Here is a 21,332-nt window from a genome sequence, read left to right on the forward strand (position 1 = left end):
GAGTCGCTGACTGAAAATGGCGATCAAAAGCCGCTGACAGCCTACATTTTCTCTATCAAAAGCTGTCCGCCTTAACTGCCTTAAAGCATAAACTGCGGCGGAGAGGAGTTTTACAGCATTATTTGCGTGAGCGGGAACGGAATCTTTGGCTAATTGGTCGATCCCCTTCAGGAAAGAGCTAAAGTGATATAGGCACGAATTTAACCATTTCGTTGCAATGCACCAAATTTCTTACCTTGATCGTCCTATGCCGAAATACTATCGGCTGCATTCTTGAGGAGACAATAGACTTATGCCGCAGCTTGAGGCTAGTGCAGCAATTGATTTTTACAGTGAAACCTACAAAGACGCTTACAGCCGCATTAATGCGATCGTGATCGAGGGAGAGCAGGAAGCCAACGAAAACTATATCAGGCTTGCTGACTTGCTTCCAGATCACAACGATCAATTGCTGAGCCTAGCAAAAATGGAGCATCGTCATAAAAAAGGCTTTGAAGCCTGTGGACGCAATCTCAAGGTGACGCCCGACTTAAAGTTTGCCCGCGAGTTCTTCTCCAAACTGCACGAAAACTTTCAGTCTGCCGCTGCTCAGAACAACGTTGTGACCTGTTTATTGATTCAGTCGCTGATCATTGAATGCTTTGCGATCGCAGCTTACAACATCTATATTCCCGTCGCTGACGACTTTGCCCGCAAGATTACCGAAGGCGTTGTCAAAGAGGAATATAGCCACCTCAACTTTGGCGAAGAGTGGTTGAAAGCGCACTTCGAGACAGCCAAAGCCGAACTAGAGACGGCCAATCGTCAAAATCTACCGTTGGTCTGGCAAATGCTGAATCAGGTAGAGAAGGATGCTCATGTTCTAGGCATGGAGAAAGAGTCGCTTGTTGAAGATTTTATGATCCAATACGGAGAAGCATTGGAAAACATTGGTTTCAGCACGCGCGAAATCATGCGGATGTCGGCGCTGGGTCTTTCGGCAGCCTAGCGGCTCCTCAAGACGCAGGACTCCTTGTTAGTTCTTGTGAACTGGGCTCCAAAGAGTGGCTTTCGGTACGAAGAGGCTGCTTTAAGCTGAGTCGCCAAGAGAGATCCTCCACATTCAGCCTCGTATTTGTTCCAAACTCAAGCTCATTAGGGAGTTGGCGGCGATCGCTGTCAACTCCTATTACTGCAGATAATCACTAGCATGACTGTTTTTATTGACCGATCGCTCAATTCGAAAGTGAATTGGTATTTTTGGGCACGATCTGGTCATGCTCTTTGAAGTTTGCTCATCATTGAATCCGTTTCCATCAAAATTCTCTAAGTTTTGCAGAGTAGTTCATGTTTGGTTTAATCGGTCATCTCACTAGCCTAGAGCACGCTCAATCAGTCGCCGAAGAATTGGGGTACCCCGAGTACGCCAATCAAGGTCTTGACTTTTGGTGTAGTGCCCCGCCGCAAATCGTCGATACCATCAAAGTCACAAGTGTGACAGGTCAGACCATTGAAGGTCGCTATGTCGAATCTTGCTTTCTCCCCGAAATGTTAGCGGCTCGCCGCATCAAAGCTGCTACTCGCAAAATCGTCAATGCGATGGCCCACGCTCAAAAGCATGGTATCAACATCACAGCACTTGGCGGTTTCTCCTCTATCATCTTTGAAAACTTCAATTTGCAGCAGATTCGACAAGTCCGTAATGTCATGCTGGAGTTTGAGCGCTTTACCACCGGTAATACTCACACCGCTTACATCATCTGCCGCCAAGTTGAGCAGGCCTCACAAGCGCTAGGCATCAATCTCTCTACAGCAACCGTTGCCGTTTGTGGCGCGACTGGCGATATTGGTAGTGCTGTTTGCCGTTGGCTCAACACTCGCACTGATGTAGCGGAACTCCTGCTCATTGCCCGCAATCAGGAACGACTGCAAGCCTTACAAGATGAGCTTGGCCGTGGCAAAATTCTAGATTTACAGACAGCACTGCCGCAAGCAGACATTGTTGTTTGGGTCGCCAGTATGCCTAAAGGCGTAGAGATTGACGCAGCAACCTTAAAACAGCCCTGTCTGTTGATTGATGGTGGTTATCCGAAAAACTTGGCGACCAAAGTTCAAGGAGAGAGCGTTTGTGTTTTGAATGGCGGTATCGTAGAGCATTCTCTCGATATTGACTGGCGTATCATGAAAATTGTCAACATGGACATTCCAGCTCGTCAACTCTTTGCTTGTTTTGCTGAGTCAATGCTTCTTGAATTCGAAAAATGGCACACCAATTTTTCCTGGGGGCGTAACCATATTACGGTGGAAAAGATGGAGCAAATTGGCGCAGTTTCAGTTAAGCATGGGTTTAGACCACTGCTCGTTTAGTGGGTGTTTGGCATCCTGAGCAAAGACATTCCTACCTATTCGTTTTTGTACAGAAAGAGGCAGGAGTAGTCATGCTTCTCTTAGACTATTTTGCCTGCAAGCAAAGCGACAAGGAGCTCTCTAGTAGCGCGTCTTGATCAAACGTGCAAATTTGTTTTCATTCGTAGCTAGAATTCAGCATCAACAGAAACCGATTAACAGCAGACTATTGAGAAAGACGAGCGAGCCGCTTGTGCATCAGCAGCTTCTGGGGTTGTCTGAAAAACCAGCAATACCAGAGGGAGTCAGTTTGCTTGGATTGATAGCCCGCTTTAGTATAAAGCTGCCTAGCCTGATGGTTATCTTCTAACACATGCAGGTAGAGATCTTGGAAACCCAGATCTAAAGCGATGGTCTCACAGCGACGCAAAAGAGTCTGCGCGACTCCTTGTCTACGAGCCTCCAAGCGCACAGCTAAATTTGAGAGATAAGGATAGGGCAGGCTACGAAATTGAAACGGGCTTGTCGAACGGAAGGTAATTTCAACGGTTCCCACCAGATCAGATTCACCATCTAGCAGAGTCACTACAGCAACAAGACACACGTAGTCAGATGCTAAAGATGAGCGCAAGCGGTGACGCAAGTCTTCATACACGCCAAGCCGAAGGACGGGCTGAAAAAAACGCATGAGACCAGTGCGAGGGTAAAAGCTATCGGAAAGAACCTCAACAAGGTTTGCTAAATCGTTTAAGCGAGCAGAACGAACAATGAGGTCGGGCGATTTCAGAAACACTCCGTCAATGCTGTTAACTATGGTTCAAGAAAAACATAAAGCGAGAAGATTAAGGTCGTTGCACTTTTGATTCTTTCAGACTAAAATCCCACAGCTTTAGCGCTCTAAGACTGTGGGATTTTATGCTTTTCTGTGTGTGAACAGATAAATTTTGTTTGCATGTTTGTGCACATTCAGCTGTCAGATTATATCAACCATCAAGCTTACCGAGCCATCTATGCAGTGACATAAGAGTCTTACAACACGGTCACGAATTACTTACCGATGCGGGGCGGCTCCCGAAAGGCAATCGCAAAAAAGAGAACGCCGATCGCTAGAGTAAGGATCAAAATGTAAGCAACGCTTTCCATCGTAAAATCTCTCAACCATTTGCTAAGGATAGTCTATCAACCAAGGCTAGAAAGGGGTCAACAACTTTTTACTAACGCTTAGCAAAGCTAACGTTCAACAGTATAAGTTGCTTACCCCTCCTTGAGAATGCCACAACAAAAGCTCTAGATCGCTTCTTTGCGACGGGTGCTCTTGTCACCCACCTTCTGGAAGAAGCCCCACTCTACTTGCTCTTCAGACAGGTCTGGATCGACACCCGCAAAGACATCACGGAAGATGGTGCGAGTACCGTGCCAAATATGACCAAAGAAGAAGAGAAGTGCAAAGACTGCATGACCAAAGGTAAACCAGCCGCGCGGGCTAGTGCGGAAGACACCATCTGAATTCAACGTTTCACGATCGAACTCGAATGGTTCGCCTAACTGACTAGCGCGAGCATAGCGCTTCACCGTTGCTGGGTTCTTAAATGTCTGACCATTCAATGCCCCGCCGTAGAAGCTAACAGTCACACCATTCTGCTCAAAGCTATACTTTGACTCTGCCTTACGGAACGGAATGTCTGCTCGTACAATCCCATCTTTGTCAGTCAAGACAACAGGGAAGTTCTCAAAGAAGTTGGGCAAGCGACGTACCGACAGTTCTCGACCTTCACTATCTTTGAAAACAGGGTGACCCAACCAAGATTGAGCAATTCCGTCTCCCTTATTCATCTGACCAGTGCGGAACAAACCACCCTTAGCAGGGCTGTTGCCCACATAGTCATAGAACGCTAGTTTCTCAGGAACGGCCGCATAAGCATCGGTCAAACTGTCGCCACTAGCTAAACTCGACTGCACGCGACGCTCGATCTCTTGCTTGAAGAAACCGCTGTCCCACTGATAGCGCGTTGGACCGAACAGTTCGATCGGTGTCGTAGCACTACCAAACCACATCGTACCTGCAACAATAAACGCTGCAAAGAAAACGGCGGCGATACTGCTAGACAGCACCGTTTCAATATTCCCCATCCGTAGTGCCTTGTACAGGCGTTCTGGTGGTCGAACACTCAAGTGGAATAGGCCCGCGATAATGCCAACAATGCCCGCAGCAATGTGATGTGCCACAACGCCCCCTGGATTGAAGGGGTTGAATCCTGCTGGTCCCCATTCGGGCGCGACCGGTTGAACGCTACCAGTCAGACCATATGGATCAGAAACCCACATGCCAGGGCCAAAAAGGCCAGTTAAGTGAAACGCACCAAAACCGAAACAGAGTAGACCGGACAAGAACAGATGGATGCCAAACATTTTTGGCAAGTCCAGTGCAGGCTCACCCGTGCGAGGATCTCTAAAAAGCTCCAGATCCCAGTAAACCCAGTGCCAACAAGCAGCTAAAAACAACAGACCGGAAAGGATAATGTGTGCAGCAGCAACACCCTCAAACGACCAAAAGCCAGTGTCAACACCAGTTTCACCAGTGATGCTCCAACCGCTCCAGGAACCAGTAACACCCAAACGTGCCATGAATGGCAGTACAAACATGCCCTGCCGCCAGATCGGATTTAAAACTGGATCGCTAGGATCAAAAATTGCTAGTTCGTAGAGTGCCATCGAACCTGCCCAGCCCGCCACCAGTGCAGTGTGCATCAGGTGCGTTGCAATCAGCCGCCCGGGATCATTGATAAGGACAGTATGTACTCGGTACCAGGGTAGTCCCATTGACTACGCTCCTCCTTGTGAATAGCTCTAGTTCAACGTATTCCTAAACATTTTATTAAAGCGCCGGACATTGGTAAATGTACCAGGTCTGAGGCTACTTCAACTCTGCACTCCTCAATCTGGTCTCCAGTTCGACCTTCAAATAGAGTCGAATCGCAATCTACCAGCCGTGTTTATGAAAATGAAAGCGTATAAAGAAGTGTAACCAGTGTGAGAACCGATTGCAAGCAAAGGATGACTCTGCCAGAGTTTTGAGGGAATTGGACGCGTTTTTGTGAACTTGTGTAACAGACACAGTCCATCCCCCGCTCGAAGTAGCGCGGAAATTTTAGAGGCGGCAAAGTCGGTAGGCTGTGAACACTTGAATCATTCAGGTCCGTCGCGTTTAGGAGCATTGGCAAGAAGGCTCTTTTGGCCTCCGTGCTTGACTTCTCTGTCGGAGTAAGGAACAAATGGGATGCAAACCGACATGCCAAGCGCGCCCCGTTTCGTTTGCCAATAGCGCCACTGCTCTCTTAAAGGAAATCAAGTCAATGACTACCATCAAATTTTTAAAGGAAGATCGAGAAGTTGTTGTGGCAGATGGCGCAAACCTAAGACTTAAAGCCATAGAGAACCGTATTGATATTTATACTTTTGTCGGAAAAATGACGAATTGCGGTGGCTACGGTCAATGTGGCACCTGCATTGTTGAAATTGTCGATGGGATGGAGAATCTTTCACCGCCCACTGAGACCGAAAAAAAGAAGCTGAAGAAGAAGCCTGCAACCTACCGTTTAGCCTGTCAAACCCTTGTTAACGGCGCTGTTACGGTCAAGACTAAGCCGTCTGCCAAATAATTCTTCACCGTACTCTCAGCCGCCACAACAGCTTTCCGAAGAAATAATGTCTAAAGAGAAATAAGCTTTAGAACGATTCGAAAGGCTCAACCAGGTTTTACACGCTGCAGGGGGCGATCGCACAGTGGTATTCTATTTGTGTCGATGCAGCGCTATCTAAAAATTAGGCAAGTCTTATGCAAGTCAACGATCTAGGATTTATTGCAAGCATCCTCTTTGTATTGGTTCCAGCAGTTTTTCTGCTCATCCTTTACATTCAAACGGCAAGCAGTAATGCCAATAAAGATTCCTAAGCAATGCTACCCAGCATTCTTTACCCTTTAAGCGTTGGAGGCATTTACCTCTAGCGCTTTCTGTTTATGAGGCCGATCGATTTCGTTAGTCTGAGGCTTGACCAATTGAAGGGATAGCTTTTTACTGAGGATCTGCATCTAAAGACCCTCTTTTTCTCAGCAACGTGGTGCTGAGAAAAGTTGATTGCGCATAAATGCCCTAGTCGATCGTCTCGTCTACGGGTGCCACAGGCGATAGGGTTGTAAACATCGCGCCCATATCCTCATCCGAGAGATCTTGAAAATTGCTGAGCAAGGCCCTTAGCTTCATACGATGAATATAAGGCCAGCCACCAGACGTCTCAATGTCTTTCAAAAGACTGTATAGCGCCTGGCGGTTGTCAGGTAAGGAATCCTGAAAAAGGCTATCGCGGATCTCCTGGTGTAAGCCTTCTAACATCCTCAGTAGTGACAGCAAAGCCAAGCTTTCCCCCTGCCGAGCATTGGCTAAATTTCGAATGGTGTCGCCAAGAGACTTTAGCTTCGATTCAAATTCAAGCTGTTCTGTCTTAGAACGATCGCGATTGCTCATCAAAGTGTATCCCTGTAAACGCCATCAGCCCATTTGGCCAGAGTTTAGCTCTAGCGTACTCTGGCACAGTCAATAAAAACATCCTGAACAGGCTGCCCTTCACTTACCCGCGACTCTCAATGGACAACGACTGTCGCCATCACACCAATTTTGTTGCTGAAGTCAAAGTAAAGGTTACATTGCCATGTAAAATGCAGGATGAAACCTTTGTTAAATCATTCCGGGGACATGAGAACTTAGTCAAGTGTAGGCGTGGTTCAATCTGTCTCTTCGAAAATCGGGCATTGTCTCAGATACTTAGCGTCTGGGCTTTCTTGGAGCGTGCCTGCTGTCATCTTTGTTGAAAGGGCAACCCTCCTGCCTTATGAACGAAGACCATTGAAACCCGGCTCTGGATTGCACTGGCAAAAAAATATTTACGTTGATATTGAGGTTTTCATGAGGTACCGCGCTTTAACCGTTGCACTTCTGGCACTTTGCTTTAGCCTGTTGACCGCTTTTTCTACAAGCCCAGCGTTTGCTAAAGAAGCTCTAACCTACGATCAGATTCGAGGTACAGGTTTGGCTAACAGTTGCCCTCAGTTAGAAGAAACGTCTCGTGGATCGATTCCGATCGATCCTGACAAGTCCTACTCCCTCACCTCTCTTTGCTTGCAGCCGACAAGCTTCCTGGTCAAGGAAGAATCTGCTAACAAGCGACAAAAAGCAGAATTCGTTTCCGCTAAATTAATGACCCGCTACACCTCCAGTATCGAGTCGGTAGAGGGCAAGCTAAACGTCAATCCTGACGGGAGCCTGACATTTGTTGAACAAGACGGTATTGACTTCCAAGCCATTACCGTTCAGCTTCCCGGTGGTGAGCGTGTGCCATTTCTCTTCACCATCAAGAATTTGGTTGCTACAACAGAGCCAGGGACAACCAGCATCAGTACATCAACTGATTTTGAGGGCGTCTTTAAGGTACCCTCATACCGAACCTCTAACTTCCTCGACCCCAAAGGGCGTGGTTTGACTGCTGGCTATGACAATGCGGTTGGCCTTCCTGGACAAGCGGACGACGAAGAATTAGCAAAAGAAAACACCAAACAGTTTCAGCTCGATAAGGGCAAAATTTCACTTCGGGTTGCCAAAATTGACAATGTGACAGGTGAAATTGCGGGCACGTTTGAAAGTGAACAGCCGTCTGAAACCGATATGGGTTCTAAAAAGGCAAGCGATATCAAGATTCGTGGTCTTTTCTATGCTCGCGTTGAGCAAACGGCAGTGTAGGCGTGTGAATCTACTTAGGTGTCTCTATGTGTTTGCGCTGAACGTGCACCAGCAGTTCATCACTACCGCAGCGTACTCATCAATTGTTTGACTGGGTATCGGTCTTGAAGGCACTTCACTCCTGGCCCAAAAAACGGCAGTTCAAAGGGTACTACTATCTTTTGATCCAATCGCTATCTTTCATTTTAAGGGGGCTTCATGCCCCTTTTTTTGTGCATAAACACTGAATCTTCAGTCTGGAAAATTAAGCGTACAGTTAGCCGCTTGAAGCAGACTTCGTAAAAATTAGTTTTTGCTCCCTTACATTTCCGTAGAATTAGTGAGTTCGTGGTACGTTGCTGAGGGAGTGACGACTGTGTAGAATGCTTCTTGAATAATGGTGCTCCAGCACTTGGTAAAAACCCGGCCTTGAGGCGGTTTCACAGACACCCTAAGTCCGTAAGAATGCCGTTGCTAGGAGCCTACAGGAACGGATAAGGTTGGTTTGTAACGGTAGGACGTTAGCACAATGTTTGGTGACGCTGAATGCGCTGCCCCTGACCACACCACTTTGGTACGTTCTATTGAACACTTGAGTGCTCCCAGTTCGTTACCAGTCCTTTGAAGAGCCCCTGTCCCCGATGTCTGCTTTAAACCCGGTATCTGCCTTTAATCAGTGTGCCCTTGCTGAACATCAAACAAGACTGAAGTTTGAATAGTCCTGATGTCACTTGCTCTACCGACTGAAATTCGTCATGCTTACGACAGCTAACTGTGAATTAAAAAGCGAGAGTTTGCAGCTTTTGCGAGCCTATCAACAATCACCTTGTCCTCAGGTTCGTAATCAATTGGTGGAACTCAATATTGGCTTAGTCAGAAAAGAAGCTCATCACTGGATTAACCAGTGCAACGAGTGCTACGAGGATTTGCTTCAGGTTGGCTCGATTGGTTTAATTCGAGCGATCGAGCGGTTCGATCTATCCAAAGGACACGCCTTCAGTTCGTTTGCCATCCCTTATATTCGGGGTGAAATTCAGCATTACCTGCGTGATAAAAGCCCTTCTGTGCGTATTCCCCGCCGTTGGCAAGCGCTAGAGCGGCAGGCCGTATTGGCAGTACGAGAGTTACAAGTCAAGCTGAAGCGTCAACCGATCGATTCAGAAATCGCAGCGGCGATCGACATTAGCTTAGCTGAGTGGCAAGAGATTAAGCTCGCTTGCCGCAACCGCGCCATGCTCAGTTTAGATGCACCCATCCGCGATGAGGAAGAAGGGGCGTCGTCGCTGGGTGAACTGATGCCAGATACCCAGTATCGGAGCTTTCAGCTAGCGCAAGAAGATCAACTACGGTTGCAGCAGGCGTTAGTCCAGTTGGAGAAACGAACTCGTGAAATTTTGGAGTTTGTCTTTCTTCATGACTTAACCCAGAAAGAGACTGCTGATCGACTCGGTATCAGTGCTGTAACGGTTTCTCGTCGAGTCAAAAAAGGATTAGAGTCACTTCAGCATCTCATGGTAGGGGCTGAGGACTAACCGTTCTAAGCCAATTGCAGCATTGATCAAGAGCGGCAGAACATGATTAAGTTCTGCCGCTCTTGGTTTTCAAGCAAGTTTCGCTCCGACGAACGCTCAAGCTGCTTTCATTCTCATTCCTAAGCGGCAGCCTTAGGTTGTCAGCGGGAGCGTAAACCAAAAGGTAGCACCCTCACCTGGCGTACTGCTCACACCAATTTGTCCACCATGAGCAGTGATAATTTGTCGGCAAAGATAGAGACCCAAACCGATGCCAGTAGAGCGACGAGCACGGGTACCACGAGCGTAGCGTTCGAAAAGGGAATCGCACTCGCTGGCAGTCATACCCACCCCATTGTCCTGAACATTACAGCGGATGAGATCGTCCTCGATCGCAACCGTTAAAGTCAGCTGTAATCCGGGCGGATTGTGCTTGAGGGCGTTCGTGAGGAGGTTCTCAAACACACGCCGAATCAGCGCCGGATCAGCAGTGGCGGGTAGCAGATCAAACGGCACTTGATTGATCAGCGTTGCCTGGTTCTCGACCAGTAGAGGTTCTAGATCGTCCACGATCGCCCGTACCAGATTACCCAGATGTAGCTGTTCGCAGTTTAGATTGATGCCCCCTGCTTCGCTGGAATGCGCCTCTAGCAAAGAATTGATCATCTTGAGCTGGCGATCGCTGCTTTGTAGCATCCGGTCCAAGACAGAGCGGGAAATGGCGACCGTAGCGCCCGGTTTATGCTGCAGATTTTTGAGCACCATCATCGTACCCATCACGGGTGTCCGCAAATCATGAGAAACGGCGTTCAGAAAGTCGTCTTTGGTTTGGCTAAGTTCCTGGAGTTCTTGCATGTTCTGCTGTAGTTGAGCGGTACGTTCCTGCACCTGATGTTCGAGACTGGCGGCAAGCGTCTGCACTTGCTGATAGAGCCCTGCTTGCTGGATGGCGATCGCTACCTGCACCGCTAATTGCTCTAAGAGCTGCACCTCAAAGGCGGCCCAAGGGCGTGGGTTGTCACACTGATTGGCAATTAACACGCCGAAAAATTCGTCGCCAAGGATGATGGGCACCCCCAGACTGGCTTTGATATGACAGCGCGTGTAATAATCTGCCAGCAAAGGCGATACGGTAGCGGTAGCGGTGTCATCAATCGCCTGCACTTGCCCTTGAGCAAAGAGTGCCCGAATTTCGCGCAGGTACATATCATCAGCGATCCATGTAAGGATCGAACCCCACGCCGGAGCGGCAGACTCTGCAACCACTTTGCCCTGCCATGCCGCATCAATCTGGCCGATAAAGACGCGATCGACCTGCAGGAATTGACGAACCTCAGCAACGGTCGTTGTAAGGATTTGATCCAGATTGAGCGATCGTCGGATGCGGAGGGCAATCAACCCTAATAGACGATCGCGTTCAGCATTTGCCTGTAATTGTGCGATCGCTCGCTTCTTCTGCGTAATGTCACGCACGATGGCTAGCACTTCATCCTTGCCGCTCACCACTAAACGGGCTTCATAATCACGCAGTTCACCCCGATTGTGCAGTTGATATTCAAAAATTTGGATTTCACCTGTTTCCAATGTGCGCTCGATATACGCCATACGCTGTTCGGCTGCGGCAAGAGGCAGTACCTCGTAGACAGTTTTGCCAATCATGTGACTAGGTGATATCACAAAATCGCTTTCCTGATCGGCTTTGCAGTCCAAGTAAACGCCATCTCGACGAATGCGAAACATCATGTCGGGAATGGCGTTTAAAAACGCTAGATTTCGCGCTTCACTGATTTGGAGTGCTTCTTCTGTACGCTTACGATCGGTGATGTCGATTGTGACCGTCTGCAAGCAAGAGATGCCTTTGAGGTGAATGATTTCCGCAGAAAGGAGAGCTACCCCTATTTCACCGGATTTGCGACGAAATTTCATTTCCAGGTTATGTATTGACCCAGAGGCTTGAAGCGTCTGCAACATCTGGGCACGTGCTGCCGGGTCAACCCACAGATCTAGCTCTGAGATCGTGAGCCCAATGATTTCTTCTCTCTGATAGCCTGTAACGTCTAGAAAGCTATCGTTGATATCAATGATGCGAGACAAAGCGGCTGGCTGCAGCGTCGTCAGGGTGATGGCGGTGGGGCTGGAACGGAAGGCGATTGAAAACTTCTCTTCTGATTCGCGTAAGGCTTGCTCTGATCGCTTCCGTTCAGTAATGTCTAGAATGTAGCCTTCGTAATGGGTCAGGTGCCCCTGTTCGCTGCAAATCAAGCTGCAAAAGTCATAAACCCAGCGCACCTCTCCATCGGCGGTGATGATGCGGTAATCCTGCTCGATCGCTGTTAAGTGTACGGCGCTACCAGCCTCTACTTCTGCGGACACTCTAGCGGCATCATCAGGATGGATAATGTCGCCATAAAGGAGGCTCCGACTGGTGAAGTCTTCTGGTTGGTAGCCAAACTGGCTGACGTTGGCAGAAACATACTCGACTGGGAAGCCTGTTTGCGCCAGCCAACGAAAAACCACGACTGGACCTTCTGCAAACAGTCGTCGCGCGCGATCGCTAGCTTGTTCGGCGCGCCTACGTTCGGTGACATCGGTTAGAACAGCTAAGGAGCGAATGATGGAGCCGTCCGCATCCCATTCGGCGATTGCAGATAGCAACACATCCATAATTTCGCCATTCTTTTTCACGAATTGATAGGGCACATCCTTGCACACGCCCGTTGCAAAGTACTCCGGCAGCACGACGGTTTCGGCGTAGTGGCGCGATGCTGGCGTCATTAGCTCCACCGCTTGACGACCCAACACTTCGCTACGTGTATAGCCCAGAGACGACAACCAGTAATCGCTTACACTGATCAAACAACCATGACAGTCGATCGACTGCAGCATGGCAGGCGTATTGGTGTAGAGCGATCGATAGCGATATTCGCGTTCGCGTAGTGCCTCCTCGGTGCGCTTACGCGCGGTGATATCCCGCTCAATCCCCAAGACTTCAGAGGGGCCACTCACGACTAAACGGACTTCATAGTCACGCAGTTCCCCTGCAGCGGTTTCCCAGGCTGTAGGAATCTGGTACTCCAAAGTTTGCAGTGTGCCTGAGTCGAGGGTACGGGCAATCGCATCCAGGCACCTTTGAGCCAAATCAGGCGGCAGAAACTCGCGCAGATTGGTGCCCACGATCGCCTCGCGGCTAAACCCGTGTTCAGTGTCCTCTGGAGTGCCTTTGAAATCCAGGCTGTCGCCATTGCGGTTAACGAGAAACACGCGATCGGGTAATGCCTGCAAGATGGCTTCATACCAGATCTGTCGCGGTGGCGGTGGCGGAGTTTCTGGTGGTGCCAGAGAACCCGCCAGGACACTGAGAAGACGCTCAAAGGCTGCCTCATCTCGACAGCAGTCCCGAATTGTCTGTAAGTCAGCTGTGTCAAGAATCATCGCCAATTCCTGCAAGTAACGCGTCTGCTTATTTACTGCTTCTATCCCATCTTGCTGTTAAAACCTGAGATGAACTCATTTTCAAAGGAAGAATTTAGGCTCGTTGGCTTATTGCAGCACTGTACCAGACGTGCATAAACCCATTCTTTAAAGAGCATGAGAAAATAATCGTGCATTTGTGCGGGGAACGGGTATCATCACGGTCAACTTTCCGTCGCAGCTCTTTGCCAGTTTTAACAGCAACTAATTGCATAACCATTCGTCTTCAATTTTAGAAGGAGAGAAGACACTCTCGATCGTGAGACTTGAAATCACGGCTTTTGTGCTGAAAATCGAAGCTTTTCGCTGAATTTCCTTCAAAGGAACCTTCAGGCTCCCTCAAGGTCTATAAATCTAACGAATCATCAATGTATCGCTTGGAGATCTTTCCCATGTCTTATGTCAATGCGTGGAAATCTGGGACGGCCCTTTTGGTTGCTCTTGGGATGACTGCGGGAACCGGGGCACCGATCGTCATAATGGCTCCCGCGTCTGCCCAAACCACGTTTCCAGACGTACCTTCCAGCTACTGGGCAAGCGGCTTTATTCAAGAACTGGTCACTCGGGGCATCATCGCTGGGTTTCCGGATGGATCTTTTCGTCCTGAAGAGCCAGTAACGCGTGCTCAGTTCGCCTCTATTATTCGCAAAGCCTTTAACAAAACTCCCATTCGCAATCCGGTGCAGTTTACGGATATTCCGGCTGGCTTCTGGGCAGCGGATGCGATTCAAGCGGCCTACACGACTGGCTTCTTGGCAGGCTACCCTGGCAATACCTTTAGGCCGAGCGAAAATATTCCTCGCGCCCAAGTGCTAGTCTCACTCGCCAACGGTTTGAACTATACCGCTAGCGGTTCGGTCGATAGTGTGCTGGTTGCATACAATGACGCTGCTAGCATTCCCGACTACGCTCGTCCTAGCATTGCGGCAGCGACTCAAAAGCAGATTGTCGTCAACTACCCCGATGTGAAGACGCTGGGTCCGAATCAGACGGCAACCCGGGCTGAAGTCGCAGCGTTTGTGTATCAAGCGTTGGTCAGCGCCGGGCAAGCATCGGCAATCAATTCACCGTACATTGTTGGAGCAGTACCACAAGGAATCCGCATTCCGGCTGGCACAGCGCTCCCTTTACGTTACGAAAAAGCAGACAAAATTCTGCTTGCTAAAAACGAACCCAATCCCGCACCACTGACCTTAAAAGTGTCGCAGAACATTGTTGATGCCCAAGGAAAGGTGCTGATTCCAGTCAATAGCGACGTGAATGGGCAACTGCAAACGACCCAGGGCGGTGCCCAGTTTGTTGCCAGCCAGATTGTGCTGCCAGATGGTACGCAGTTACCTGTGAGCGCCAATTCTGAGTTGATTACCAAAACGGAGACGATCCGCAAAGGCGCCAATGTTGGCAGAATTATCGCTGGTACCGTTGTCGGAGCTGGCGCAGCGGCTGGCATTGCTGGAGTCACGGGCGATCGCACCATCAAGGCTGAGGAAGTTCTGCCCGGTGCAGCCGTTGGTGCGCTTGCCGGATTCTTCCTTGGCAAAGACAAAGTAGAGCTGCTGGTGATCAACCCCAATACGGATTTGAACTTGACGCTGACATCCGATCTGGTGATTCGCTAGAACGTGTGGTAGTCAGTAGTAAGGAGTCGGTGGTTAGTAGTCAGTGGTTAGAGGGTTAAGAGCTGGTAGCAAAGACAGTATCTTCAGCTTGATGTAAGGACACATCTAAGCCTAAGGGCTTTGTTTGTAGCCTTTTGCACTCCTTCTAAAATCACTGGCTACAGGTTCGCCTGTGAAGCCAACAGCCTTAACTCCTGGATTCTGACTCCTAAATTCTGCTGCAATTAATAGCTAACTAAGGGGTGTAAAGCAATAACGTCATGGACTGTAGCGGTCAGCCATCAGCGGTCAGCCATCAGCGATCAGCCATCAGCGGTCAGCCGTTAGAGAAAAGCTGATAGCTGGTAGCTAATCCAAACGTATGCAGTTATCCCTCTTTAATCACTCTAGGCAGATGAAAAGATGAAAGCTATGCTGTGTAGCAGTTTCGCTCCTCTGATACTTATTGACAGGCTTATTGAAAAAGAGGCACTAGGCAGGGCTTTTAGAATTCACTCCAGCGAAAGTGACAGAAGAGGGTTATGGCGATCGTCACAACGTTTAGGACATGGGGATGAAAGGGGGGTGGGGGCGTTGCCCCCAGCCAGGGGTTCCACCCCTGCACCCCGTCCTAACCCATCTGTCTATTGCTATATTTTTTAACAAGTCCTAAGCGATCGCCAGTCGCACAACAACCGTTGTACCGGGGCCTTGTGCGGTCATAGTATTTGTTGCATCCGTCTGCACCCAGCTTCTCCGCGCAGGGCTAAACACATCAATTTCACCCTGCATTTGTGTGACTAAAGCACGCGCGATCGACAATCCTAGACCACTGCCAGGAATAGCGGTTTGGGCCTGAACACCCCGATAACGCCGCTCAAAGAGATGCAGCAGGTCTTGAGGTGGAATGCCTGGCCCCGTATCTGTGATGGCAATTTCTGCTGCCTGTCGTCTGTCGTCTGCAGTTTGACCCTTTACGTTTCCCACGCTCGCCTGCACTAGCACCAGCCCGCCAGTGGGAGTGTACTTTAAGGCATTGTCGATCGCATTGCTCAAGACTTCCCGCAGCATCTGAGCCTCTGCCTGCACCGGCGGCAGATCGTCGGGAATATCGGTAAGTAGTTTGAGGTCACGCTCTTGGGCAATCGCACTTGCCGCAGCTAGCAGTGGCTCCAGTACTGCCGCTAGTTGGCAAGGCACTAAAGACAAGGGGGTGCTTGACAGAAAACCGGCCGCTGGTAAAAGAGGCAACCGTTGTGCGTCTTGTTGAAGGATGGGGCTAGCAGCGGCAGCAGGATCGTCCAGTTGCCGCTGCACAGCAGGGGGCAACGCCAGTGGCGGCACAGTAACGGCTTCGGTTCCCGCTACAGCCAATTCAAGCTGCTGGGCAAGGTCACGCAAACGCGCTGTTTCACGCACAAGACTGGCAGCAATCTCACGATTACCATCCTCTGGTAACAATCGTTTGAGAATTAACTTGCCAAAGGTCTGAAGCGTGGTCAGAGAGTTACGAAACTGATGCAGCAAATTATCTAGTAAATCATGCTGCTGTTCTTGAAGCTGCTGCTGCTGGCGATGGTCTTGTTTTAACCACTGATAGCGCTGATCGAGCACACATGCGATCGCCAACGTCTCAGCAATCTGATGAATTTGCGTTTGCTCCCACTCCGTCCAGGGGCGATCGTTGCGTTCGGTGACCAGTAGACCCAGGACCACATCTTCGTGCATCAGCGGCAAAACAACCCGGCGCTCAGCGACGATTGCCGCACGTCCTGCGTTACTTGCATCGGCCTGTGGAGTGCGATCGGCATCAGCCTTAAACCAATCCGATGCGGTTTCAGGCAAGGGAGGCGTTGTTTGGCGGTGCGGCAAGCCTGGAAGTTGTTTAGCTTGAGGCAGGGTAGGCTGATCATCAGCCAGGAGACGAGGGCTGGCGTTAATTGTGTCAGTTGCAGACATGAGCGATCGCGGCATCCCCTGTGCCTGCCAATCAAGAGCCGACTCTGGATACGCCATGATCGGTATCAGCTGTGTCTCGGCACCTTCTGACAGCTCCTGTGTGAGATATACAACGCTCAAAGATGCACCTAACGCTTGGGTCAGGAGTATAATCTGAGCCCGACAAAGGGCAATGAATTCTGAACTAGTCAGCATCAACATGAATCGACGTTTAAGAGTAGTCGATAGCCACTCCTCCCTACTTGTCCTCAAGCATAGCTCGGTTATCTACGCCTCAAACACTCTATCCAGGGATGTAAGGAATTCCTTAAATGAGGCGATTGATGCAGGGCAATCATAGCTGTGAGGCCTCATGATGAAACGCTTAGGCCCGATCGCTTACACAGGCCCCTCCATATCGTTCTTCTTTCTACAATGCCGACGCGTTTGAAGCAATACCTGGCAAAGAGCAAACGGAAGGCCCTGAGTTCAAATATTGATGTTTCTTTGATGTTTTTTTCGAAGCTGCGGTTGCTATGCTTTGGGTAGACTAAGGCTCGTTAATCACGAAGGCTGCTTAAAGAGCCATGATACAAGCTACTCTTTTCAGGCTAGAACGCTCTGACTGTATGGTATCGCTTAATTTCTGCCCAAGGGAAGATTTAATGTTTGTATCAATGGGTTAAAAGAAGTTGAAATTTTAGTCCCGAATCGATATACTTGCGTCGTCTTTGTAACTATCACTACACTTGATCGACAACAAAGGGGGTAACGGGATTGGCAAGGAGACGTAAGCGGAAAAGCCGTCGACGGCAGGAAGGTCGGAGAATTCTGGAAAATGTGCCTCAATTTAGCATCGAATGCGGAGAGGACAAACCAGTCACAGCAGCCCGAAAATTCATCCACTCAGAAGGCATTGCGCCGCCAGCTCTGCTGCTAGTAAAGCGCAATGAGCACACCACGGATCGGTACTTCTGGGCAGAGAAGGGGTTGTTTGGGGCACAATACGTTGAAGAAAACCATTTTCTGTTCCCTAGTTTAAAACTGTCGGATGAAGAAGCTGATGAGCTTCCAGTGGTGGCGCAGAGCTGTTGAAGTCCGGATGACAGTTTTAAAAATTGACAGTGAGTATTTTCTTACTCTCACAATATTCAAGACCTCGATAAACGAAGCATTGAATCAAAAACCCCGCTTGAAAGCTTTCAGGCGGGGTTTGGCTTTTACAACGAGCTTATGCACAAGCTTGAATCAACATGCGGCAGTAGCGTTATAACCTTGCTCCTACCCAACGCACCTGCACGCGGCTTAAAGCAGCGTTAAGGGAAGGTTTCGCTGCAGTGCTGCTAATTCATCACGATGCGCTGTCACCGTGACAATGCTGACTGTGCCCTGCTCTGAAGCGCCCTCCTTTTCAACCTGAAGCACCACCTGCTCAGGCCGTGCAGCCCCACGCCAGTAAAATAACCCAGCCACTGGAGACAACAACGTTAGCCCTAGCAGAGCCTCAGAGAAACCAGGAAAGAGAATAGACAGCATCAGTGCAAGGCAGAGGAAACCGATCGCAGCCAGCAGGGTCAAAAAGGTAGCCATTAGCAGGCTGGGTCTGACAACTCCCTCAAACGTCGCTTGAAGCTGTGTCGCATCGGTTGCCGCAAGGCGGTAGGCGCGTTGCGTAAAATAAGCCTGCAGCTGGTTTAGCAGCGCTACCGCTGACTGCTCTGAGCCAAGCCTGATCACTTCGATGCGATCCTTGACCGAAGCCCGAATAAAAAATACCAGCCCTACCGACATCAAAAGTGTCAGCACAAAGGTTGATGGCAGAACGGAAGCATTCATTTTCAGGACTCTTGCTTAAAACAGTCTACCTATCTAGTTTATGTCTAAGTGATGCGAACCCAATCAAAATAGGGGAGTGTTAGCATTCACTCCCCTAGATCATTGCAACTAAAGCTCAATCAACTGGTATCTAAAGGTGCTCGAAAACTGAAACGCCACACGCTTGATCGCACAGTCAGCAATAGCCACATTGAAACAGACACATTGAATGCTAATTGTGGCTTGGAGCTAACCCATTTGAGTGAACCACAGTACTGTGATTTCTGACATAGTCGTACCACAACCGGGTAAGGTCTTGCGCCTGCTGTGCCATTTCGGACTTGATCTGGTACATACGGCGAGGGCGACCGCGGCCTTCAACCTTTTTCCAATAGCCCTCAATAATCTGCTCCTCCTCCAAGAATTTCAGCGCGCTGTACAGTACGGTGTCAGAGAGACGGTAGGTTGGATACTCGGTCTCCAACAGGTTAATCAACTCTGTACCGTATGAATCGCCACGCGACAGAACGGCAAGGACATAACAGACCGCCAACTCTTTGTTGAGGTAGAACGGTGGTGGCGCTTGGAAAAACTGATAAATATCGTCAAACTTCATCTTTCCCATCCAGACATTACGAGTTAGTTCATTTTCACTGCAAAGAGTCGCAGGGTGAACAGAGGACAATATACCTAGCCTAGCAATGACACCCTAAGGGGCTACATCATCCGAAAGCATTAAATTATTACCGAAGTAGAAATTTAATGCCGTTGGGTGCTCGTTCCTGTTTCTGCTCGTAACCAGCTCGATCGCCTAGTTAGTTAAACCTGGGTGAGCCATTAAACCTACGTACGCTAAGGTCAAGAATGAGAAACCTTAACTATTCCAGCAACCTTCAGAAGCTCTCACCCCTATGGCTACTAAGAATGGAATCCTAAGAATGGAATCTCACTTCGTAGATCAAGCATCACCAGGCAATAAACTGAGCGATTCGATAAAGTCTCAGTGTGAGAGCACACCTAGACAAGGTGTAATACTGAGAAAGGCTAGACTCCGTAGCCAGTTACAAGCGCTGTAGATCTCTACACCCTAATTCTAGATCTTAATTTGAATATCGTCCCCTAAAAAAGAAATAAGTTTCGCTTTCCAAAGTTAAGACATGAGACGTAATTGTTGGCTTGAGGGGTGACAGCTACGAAAGTGACCAATGCTAGAGAAAAAATCTGATCGGCTGGCAGGCTTTATTCAGGGTATCGCTACGTTGACGAGCCAGCTGACAAATCCGCCAAGATTGATGCCTCTACCAGTGAGCGTTCAGCTCCCTTTTAGCCAAGCTTCAGGCTACTTAACTAACCCTGATCGCAATGCGACCACAGCAGCCTGGACACGATCGTCCACCGCAAGCTTGTTCATAATGCCTCGGATATGAGTTTTGACCGTGTTGGGGCTAAGGTAAAGGGTTGCTGCAATCTCAGGATTACTTTGACCTTCAACCATGAGTTGCAGTACCTCCTGCTCTCGATTAGACAAATGACCGATGGTACCGGTGGGTGTCGGCGGTTTAAGATGTTCGACCACACGACGGGCAATTTGTGGGTCTAAATACGTTGCACCTTCTTGGGCAGCCGCGATCGCAGCCAACAGGCGTTCCACATTAGTGCCCTTAATACAGTAGGCATCTGCACCACTGGAAAGGGCTGCAATCACCTCAGTTTCAGTTGTATGTGACGTCAGCATCACAATCCGCACAGAGGGCAGCGCTGCTTTAATCTGCTGCGTCGCTGCGATACCATCCAACCGTGGCAGTCCAATATCCATGACAATCACGTCAGGCTTCAGCTTCAGTGCGGCCTCAACACCCAAATAGCCATCACTGGCTTGCCCAACCACAGTCAGTTGAGGGTAGTCTTCTAAACATTGCTCTAAGCCTAGCTGCATCATTGGGTCATCTTCGACGATGAGAATTCGCAAAGGAGGAAGGTTCGCAGCGGGGCTATGCGGTTGAATCTCGTCAGGCATAAAAGCACCTCAAATTTGATAGGGAAGTGACTTAGGACATCTAGCTAGAGGAGCTTGTAGAGGCAGATTTTGCTAATTGCATCCTATGGTAAACGAAAAACCTGCTTGCGCTGGACAGGAAAGTGGGAAGGGAAAAGCAGCAGATGATCGCCCCTCCTAGCCTGAAGACGCCTTACCATGAGAGACTAAGAGCACTATGCTTTCAGGCATTTGCATTATGTTTGGCAAGTCAGGTTCCACGTCGCCCACTCTAAAGGAAATCGCTAAAACCTTTCGGATGACAGGGTGGATCAGCCTTTGGATTCAGCTAGTGCTAACGGTAGTGTCGAGCATTATTCTGATTTTTGCTGGCGCGTTGAGCCGTTCTGGTGGTGCCAATCAAAATAGCCCAACGACTGGGATCGGCGTACTGGTGACCATTTTTGGCATTGCAGTGCTGGTCTTTAATATGTACTGGGCGCTGTTCCGCTACATCCCGATCGGGCGCAAGCTAGACGGCGTGGCTGCCAACCGCCCTCGCAAATCCGATACGATTCAAGTGCTGCGTATGGGACTCATTGCCAGCCTGATTGGTATTTTGCTCTCTCTGTTGGGCGCAGAGGCAACGGTGGGCTTGCTGGCAGCGAAAGCGTTCAATCAAGGCATTGGTGGCTTCGTCAACACAGATCCGTCAAAGTTTATTCAACCCCTCGACATTTTGGTTGTTCAAGCCAGCATCAACGTCATTTTGGCGCAGTTTTTTGGCATTACCGCATCGCTCTGGTTGCTGAACCGCATGAGTAAGCAGTAGACAAGAAAGGATAAAAGATGAAGGATAAAGGATAAGTTTTGAATACAGAATAAGCCTTTGCGCCCTTCTGCTTTTAGCCTTCATACTTTATCCTTT

Annotated in this window: 18 protein-coding genes; 9 read left to right on the plus strand and 9 right to left on the minus strand. The window is 49.2% G+C overall.

All coding sequences use genetic code 11. The features are described 5' to 3' along the window. The first annotated feature begins 292 nt into the window (after positions 1–292). Together C7B82_RS22035 and C7B82_RS22040 are read left to right on the plus strand one after the other, a co-directional pair. Positions 293–988 (plus strand): aldehyde oxygenase (deformylating), encoded by a 696-nt coding sequence (locus C7B82_RS22035; protein WP_106258632.1) that lies wholly within the window; start codon positions 293–295, stop codon positions 986–988. A 338-nt stretch (positions 989–1,326) separates the two neighbouring features. Continuing rightward, positions 1,327–2,346 carry a long-chain acyl-[acyl-carrier-protein] reductase gene (locus C7B82_RS22040; protein WP_106258633.1) on the plus strand — a complete coding sequence of 340 codons (1,020 nt, stop codon included), beginning with the start codon at positions 1,327–1,329 and terminating at the stop codon, positions 2,344–2,346. 205 nt (positions 2,347–2,551) lie between these two features. On the opposite strand, the gene C7B82_RS22045 is transcribed toward C7B82_RS22040, so the two are convergent. The 3 genes from C7B82_RS22045 to psbB all read right to left on the minus strand — a co-directional run bounded on the left by C7B82_RS22045 (position 2,552) and on the right by psbB (position 5,145). Next, positions 2,552–3,013, minus strand: coding sequence for a GNAT family N-acetyltransferase (locus C7B82_RS22045; protein ID WP_106258696.1), 462 nt, complete (start codon positions 3,011–3,013; stop codon positions 2,552–2,554). Positions 3,014–3,372: 359 nt separating this feature from the next. Beyond that, entirely contained in the window at positions 3,373–3,468 is a 96-nt protein-coding gene (locus C7B82_RS22050) for a photosystem II reaction center protein T (RefSeq protein ID WP_106258635.1), read from the minus strand. Positions 3,469–3,612: 144 nt separating this feature from the next. Then, positions 3,613–5,145 carry a photosystem II chlorophyll-binding protein CP47 gene (psbB, locus tag C7B82_RS22055; RefSeq protein WP_106258636.1) on the minus strand — a complete coding sequence of 511 codons (1,533 nt, stop codon included), beginning with the start codon at positions 5,143–5,145 and terminating at the stop codon, positions 3,613–3,615. Positions 5,146–5,678: 533 nt separating this feature from the next. Here psbB and C7B82_RS22060 point away from each other — a divergent pair. Both C7B82_RS22060 and psbM read left to right on the plus strand, forming a co-directional pair. After that, the gene (locus tag C7B82_RS22060; protein WP_106258698.1) at positions 5,679–5,984 is read left to right on the plus strand and encodes a 2Fe-2S iron-sulfur cluster-binding protein; all 306 of its coding nucleotides are present in this window, start codon (positions 5,679–5,681) and stop codon (positions 5,982–5,984) included. A 176-nt stretch (positions 5,985–6,160) separates the two neighbouring features. After that, positions 6,161–6,277, plus strand: coding sequence for a photosystem II reaction center protein PsbM (gene psbM, locus C7B82_RS22065; RefSeq protein WP_106258638.1), 117 nt, complete (start codon positions 6,161–6,163; stop codon positions 6,275–6,277). Between the two features lie 199 nt (positions 6,278–6,476). On the opposite strand, the gene C7B82_RS22070 is transcribed toward psbM, so the two are convergent. Continuing rightward, complete coding sequence (locus C7B82_RS22070) at positions 6,477–6,848, minus strand: hypothetical protein (protein ID WP_219904634.1); 372 nt, start codon at positions 6,846–6,848, stop codon at positions 6,477–6,479. Between the two features lie 438 nt (positions 6,849–7,286). Between C7B82_RS22070 and psbO the strand changes: the two genes are divergently transcribed. Then, entirely contained in the window at positions 7,287–8,117 is an 831-nt protein-coding gene (psbO, locus tag C7B82_RS22075) for a photosystem II manganese-stabilizing polypeptide (protein WP_106258700.1), read from the plus strand. A 734-nt stretch (positions 8,118–8,851) separates the two neighbouring features. Beyond that, positions 8,852–9,628, plus strand: coding sequence for an RNA polymerase sigma factor SigF (locus tag C7B82_RS22080; protein ID WP_106258639.1), 777 nt, complete (start codon positions 8,852–8,854; stop codon positions 9,626–9,628). 132 nt (positions 9,629–9,760) lie between these two features. On the opposite strand, the gene C7B82_RS22085 is transcribed toward C7B82_RS22080, so the two are convergent. After that, positions 9,761–13,039, minus strand: coding sequence for a PAS domain S-box protein (locus C7B82_RS22085; protein WP_106258641.1), 3,279 nt, complete (start codon positions 13,037–13,039; stop codon positions 9,761–9,763). Between the two features lie 431 nt (positions 13,040–13,470). Here C7B82_RS22085 and C7B82_RS22090 point away from each other — a divergent pair, with 431 nt between their 5' ends. Beyond that, on the plus strand, positions 13,471–14,697 hold the full coding sequence (locus tag C7B82_RS22090; RefSeq protein ID WP_106258702.1) for an S-layer homology domain-containing protein: 1,227 nt from the start codon (positions 13,471–13,473) through the stop codon (positions 14,695–14,697). A gap of 648 nt (positions 14,698–15,345) precedes the next feature. Here the strand turns inward: C7B82_RS22090 and C7B82_RS22095 are convergent. Then, a complete protein-coding gene (locus tag C7B82_RS22095) occupies positions 15,346–16,755 on the minus strand; it encodes a GAF domain-containing sensor histidine kinase (RefSeq protein WP_245940042.1) in 1,410 nt (469 codons plus the stop codon). A 636-nt stretch (positions 16,756–17,391) separates the two neighbouring features. Here C7B82_RS22095 and C7B82_RS22100 point away from each other — a divergent pair. Further along, positions 17,392–17,709 carry a DUF3155 domain-containing protein gene (locus C7B82_RS22100; protein ID WP_106258644.1) on the plus strand — a complete coding sequence of 106 codons (318 nt, stop codon included), beginning with the start codon at positions 17,392–17,394 and terminating at the stop codon, positions 17,707–17,709. A 210-nt stretch (positions 17,710–17,919) separates the two neighbouring features. On the opposite strand, the gene C7B82_RS22105 is transcribed toward C7B82_RS22100, so the two are convergent. From C7B82_RS22105 to C7B82_RS22115, 3 genes are all read right to left on the minus strand, one after another. Further along, on the minus strand, positions 17,920–18,450 hold the full coding sequence (locus C7B82_RS22105) for a cofactor assembly of complex C subunit B (protein ID WP_106258646.1): 531 nt from the start codon (positions 18,448–18,450) through the stop codon (positions 17,920–17,922). Positions 18,451–18,661: 211 nt separating this feature from the next. Then, positions 18,662–19,045, minus strand: coding sequence for a PadR family transcriptional regulator (locus C7B82_RS22110; RefSeq protein WP_106258703.1), 384 nt, complete (start codon positions 19,043–19,045; stop codon positions 18,662–18,664). Positions 19,046–19,768: 723 nt separating this feature from the next. Continuing rightward, positions 19,769–20,446 (minus strand): response regulator, encoded by a 678-nt coding sequence (locus C7B82_RS22115; RefSeq protein ID WP_106258647.1) that lies wholly within the window; start codon positions 20,444–20,446, stop codon positions 19,769–19,771. Positions 20,447–20,642: 196 nt separating this feature from the next. On the opposite strand from C7B82_RS22115, the gene C7B82_RS22120 reads away from it, so the two are divergent. Beyond that, on the plus strand, positions 20,643–21,236 hold the full coding sequence (locus C7B82_RS22120; RefSeq protein ID WP_219904636.1) for a DUF3611 family protein: 594 nt from the start codon (positions 20,643–20,645) through the stop codon (positions 21,234–21,236). Positions 21,237–21,332 lie beyond the last annotated feature (96 nt).

It is taken from the genome of Stenomitos frigidus ULC18 (assembly GCF_003003795.1).
Taxonomy (GTDB): Bacteria; Cyanobacteriota; Cyanobacteriia; order Leptolyngbyales; family Leptolyngbyaceae; genus Stenomitos; species Stenomitos frigidus_A.

What these genes read in the sequence shown, in the direction of transcription:
- C7B82_RS22090 (WP_106258702.1), top strand. Translation starts at nt 13,471, where the DNA reads ATGTCTTATGTCAATGCGTGGAAATCTGGGACGGCCCTTTTGGTTGCT.
- C7B82_RS22115 (WP_106258647.1), bottom strand. Translation starts at nt 20,446, where the DNA reads ATGCCTGACGAGATTCAACCGCATAGCCCCGCTGCGAACCTTCCTCCT.
- psbM (WP_106258638.1), top strand. Translation starts at nt 6,161, where the DNA reads ATGCAAGTCAACGATCTAGGATTTATTGCAAGCATCCTCTTTGTATTG.
- psbB (WP_106258636.1), bottom strand. Translation starts at nt 5,145, where the DNA reads ATGGGACTACCCTGGTACCGAGTACATACTGTCCTTATCAATGATCCC.
- C7B82_RS22070 (WP_219904634.1), bottom strand. Translation starts at nt 6,848, where the DNA reads ATGAGCAATCGCGATCGTTCTAAGACAGAACAGCTTGAATTTGAATCG.
- C7B82_RS22085 (WP_106258641.1), bottom strand. Translation starts at nt 13,039, where the DNA reads ATGATTCTTGACACAGCTGACTTACAGACAATTCGGGACTGCTGTCGA.
- C7B82_RS22035 (WP_106258632.1), top strand. Translation starts at nt 293, where the DNA reads ATGCCGCAGCTTGAGGCTAGTGCAGCAATTGATTTTTACAGTGAAACC.
- C7B82_RS22060 (WP_106258698.1), top strand. Translation starts at nt 5,679, where the DNA reads ATGACTACCATCAAATTTTTAAAGGAAGATCGAGAAGTTGTTGTGGCA.
- C7B82_RS22110 (WP_106258703.1), bottom strand. Translation starts at nt 19,045, where the DNA reads ATGAAGTTTGACGATATTTATCAGTTTTTCCAAGCGCCACCACCGTTC.
- C7B82_RS22040 (WP_106258633.1), top strand. Translation starts at nt 1,327, where the DNA reads ATGTTTGGTTTAATCGGTCATCTCACTAGCCTAGAGCACGCTCAATCA.
- C7B82_RS22045 (WP_106258696.1), bottom strand. Translation starts at nt 3,013, where the DNA reads ATGCGTTTTTTTCAGCCCGTCCTTCGGCTTGGCGTGTATGAAGACTTG.
- C7B82_RS22105 (WP_106258646.1), bottom strand. Translation starts at nt 18,450, where the DNA reads ATGAATGCTTCCGTTCTGCCATCAACCTTTGTGCTGACACTTTTGATG.
- C7B82_RS22050 (WP_106258635.1), bottom strand. Translation starts at nt 3,468, where the DNA reads ATGGAAAGCGTTGCTTACATTTTGATCCTTACTCTAGCGATCGGCGTT.
- C7B82_RS22080 (WP_106258639.1), top strand. Translation starts at nt 8,852, where the DNA reads ATGCTTACGACAGCTAACTGTGAATTAAAAAGCGAGAGTTTGCAGCTT.
- psbO (WP_106258700.1), top strand. Translation starts at nt 7,287, where the DNA reads ATGAGGTACCGCGCTTTAACCGTTGCACTTCTGGCACTTTGCTTTAGC.
- C7B82_RS22120 (WP_219904636.1), top strand. Translation starts at nt 20,643, where the DNA reads ATGCTTTCAGGCATTTGCATTATGTTTGGCAAGTCAGGTTCCACGTCG.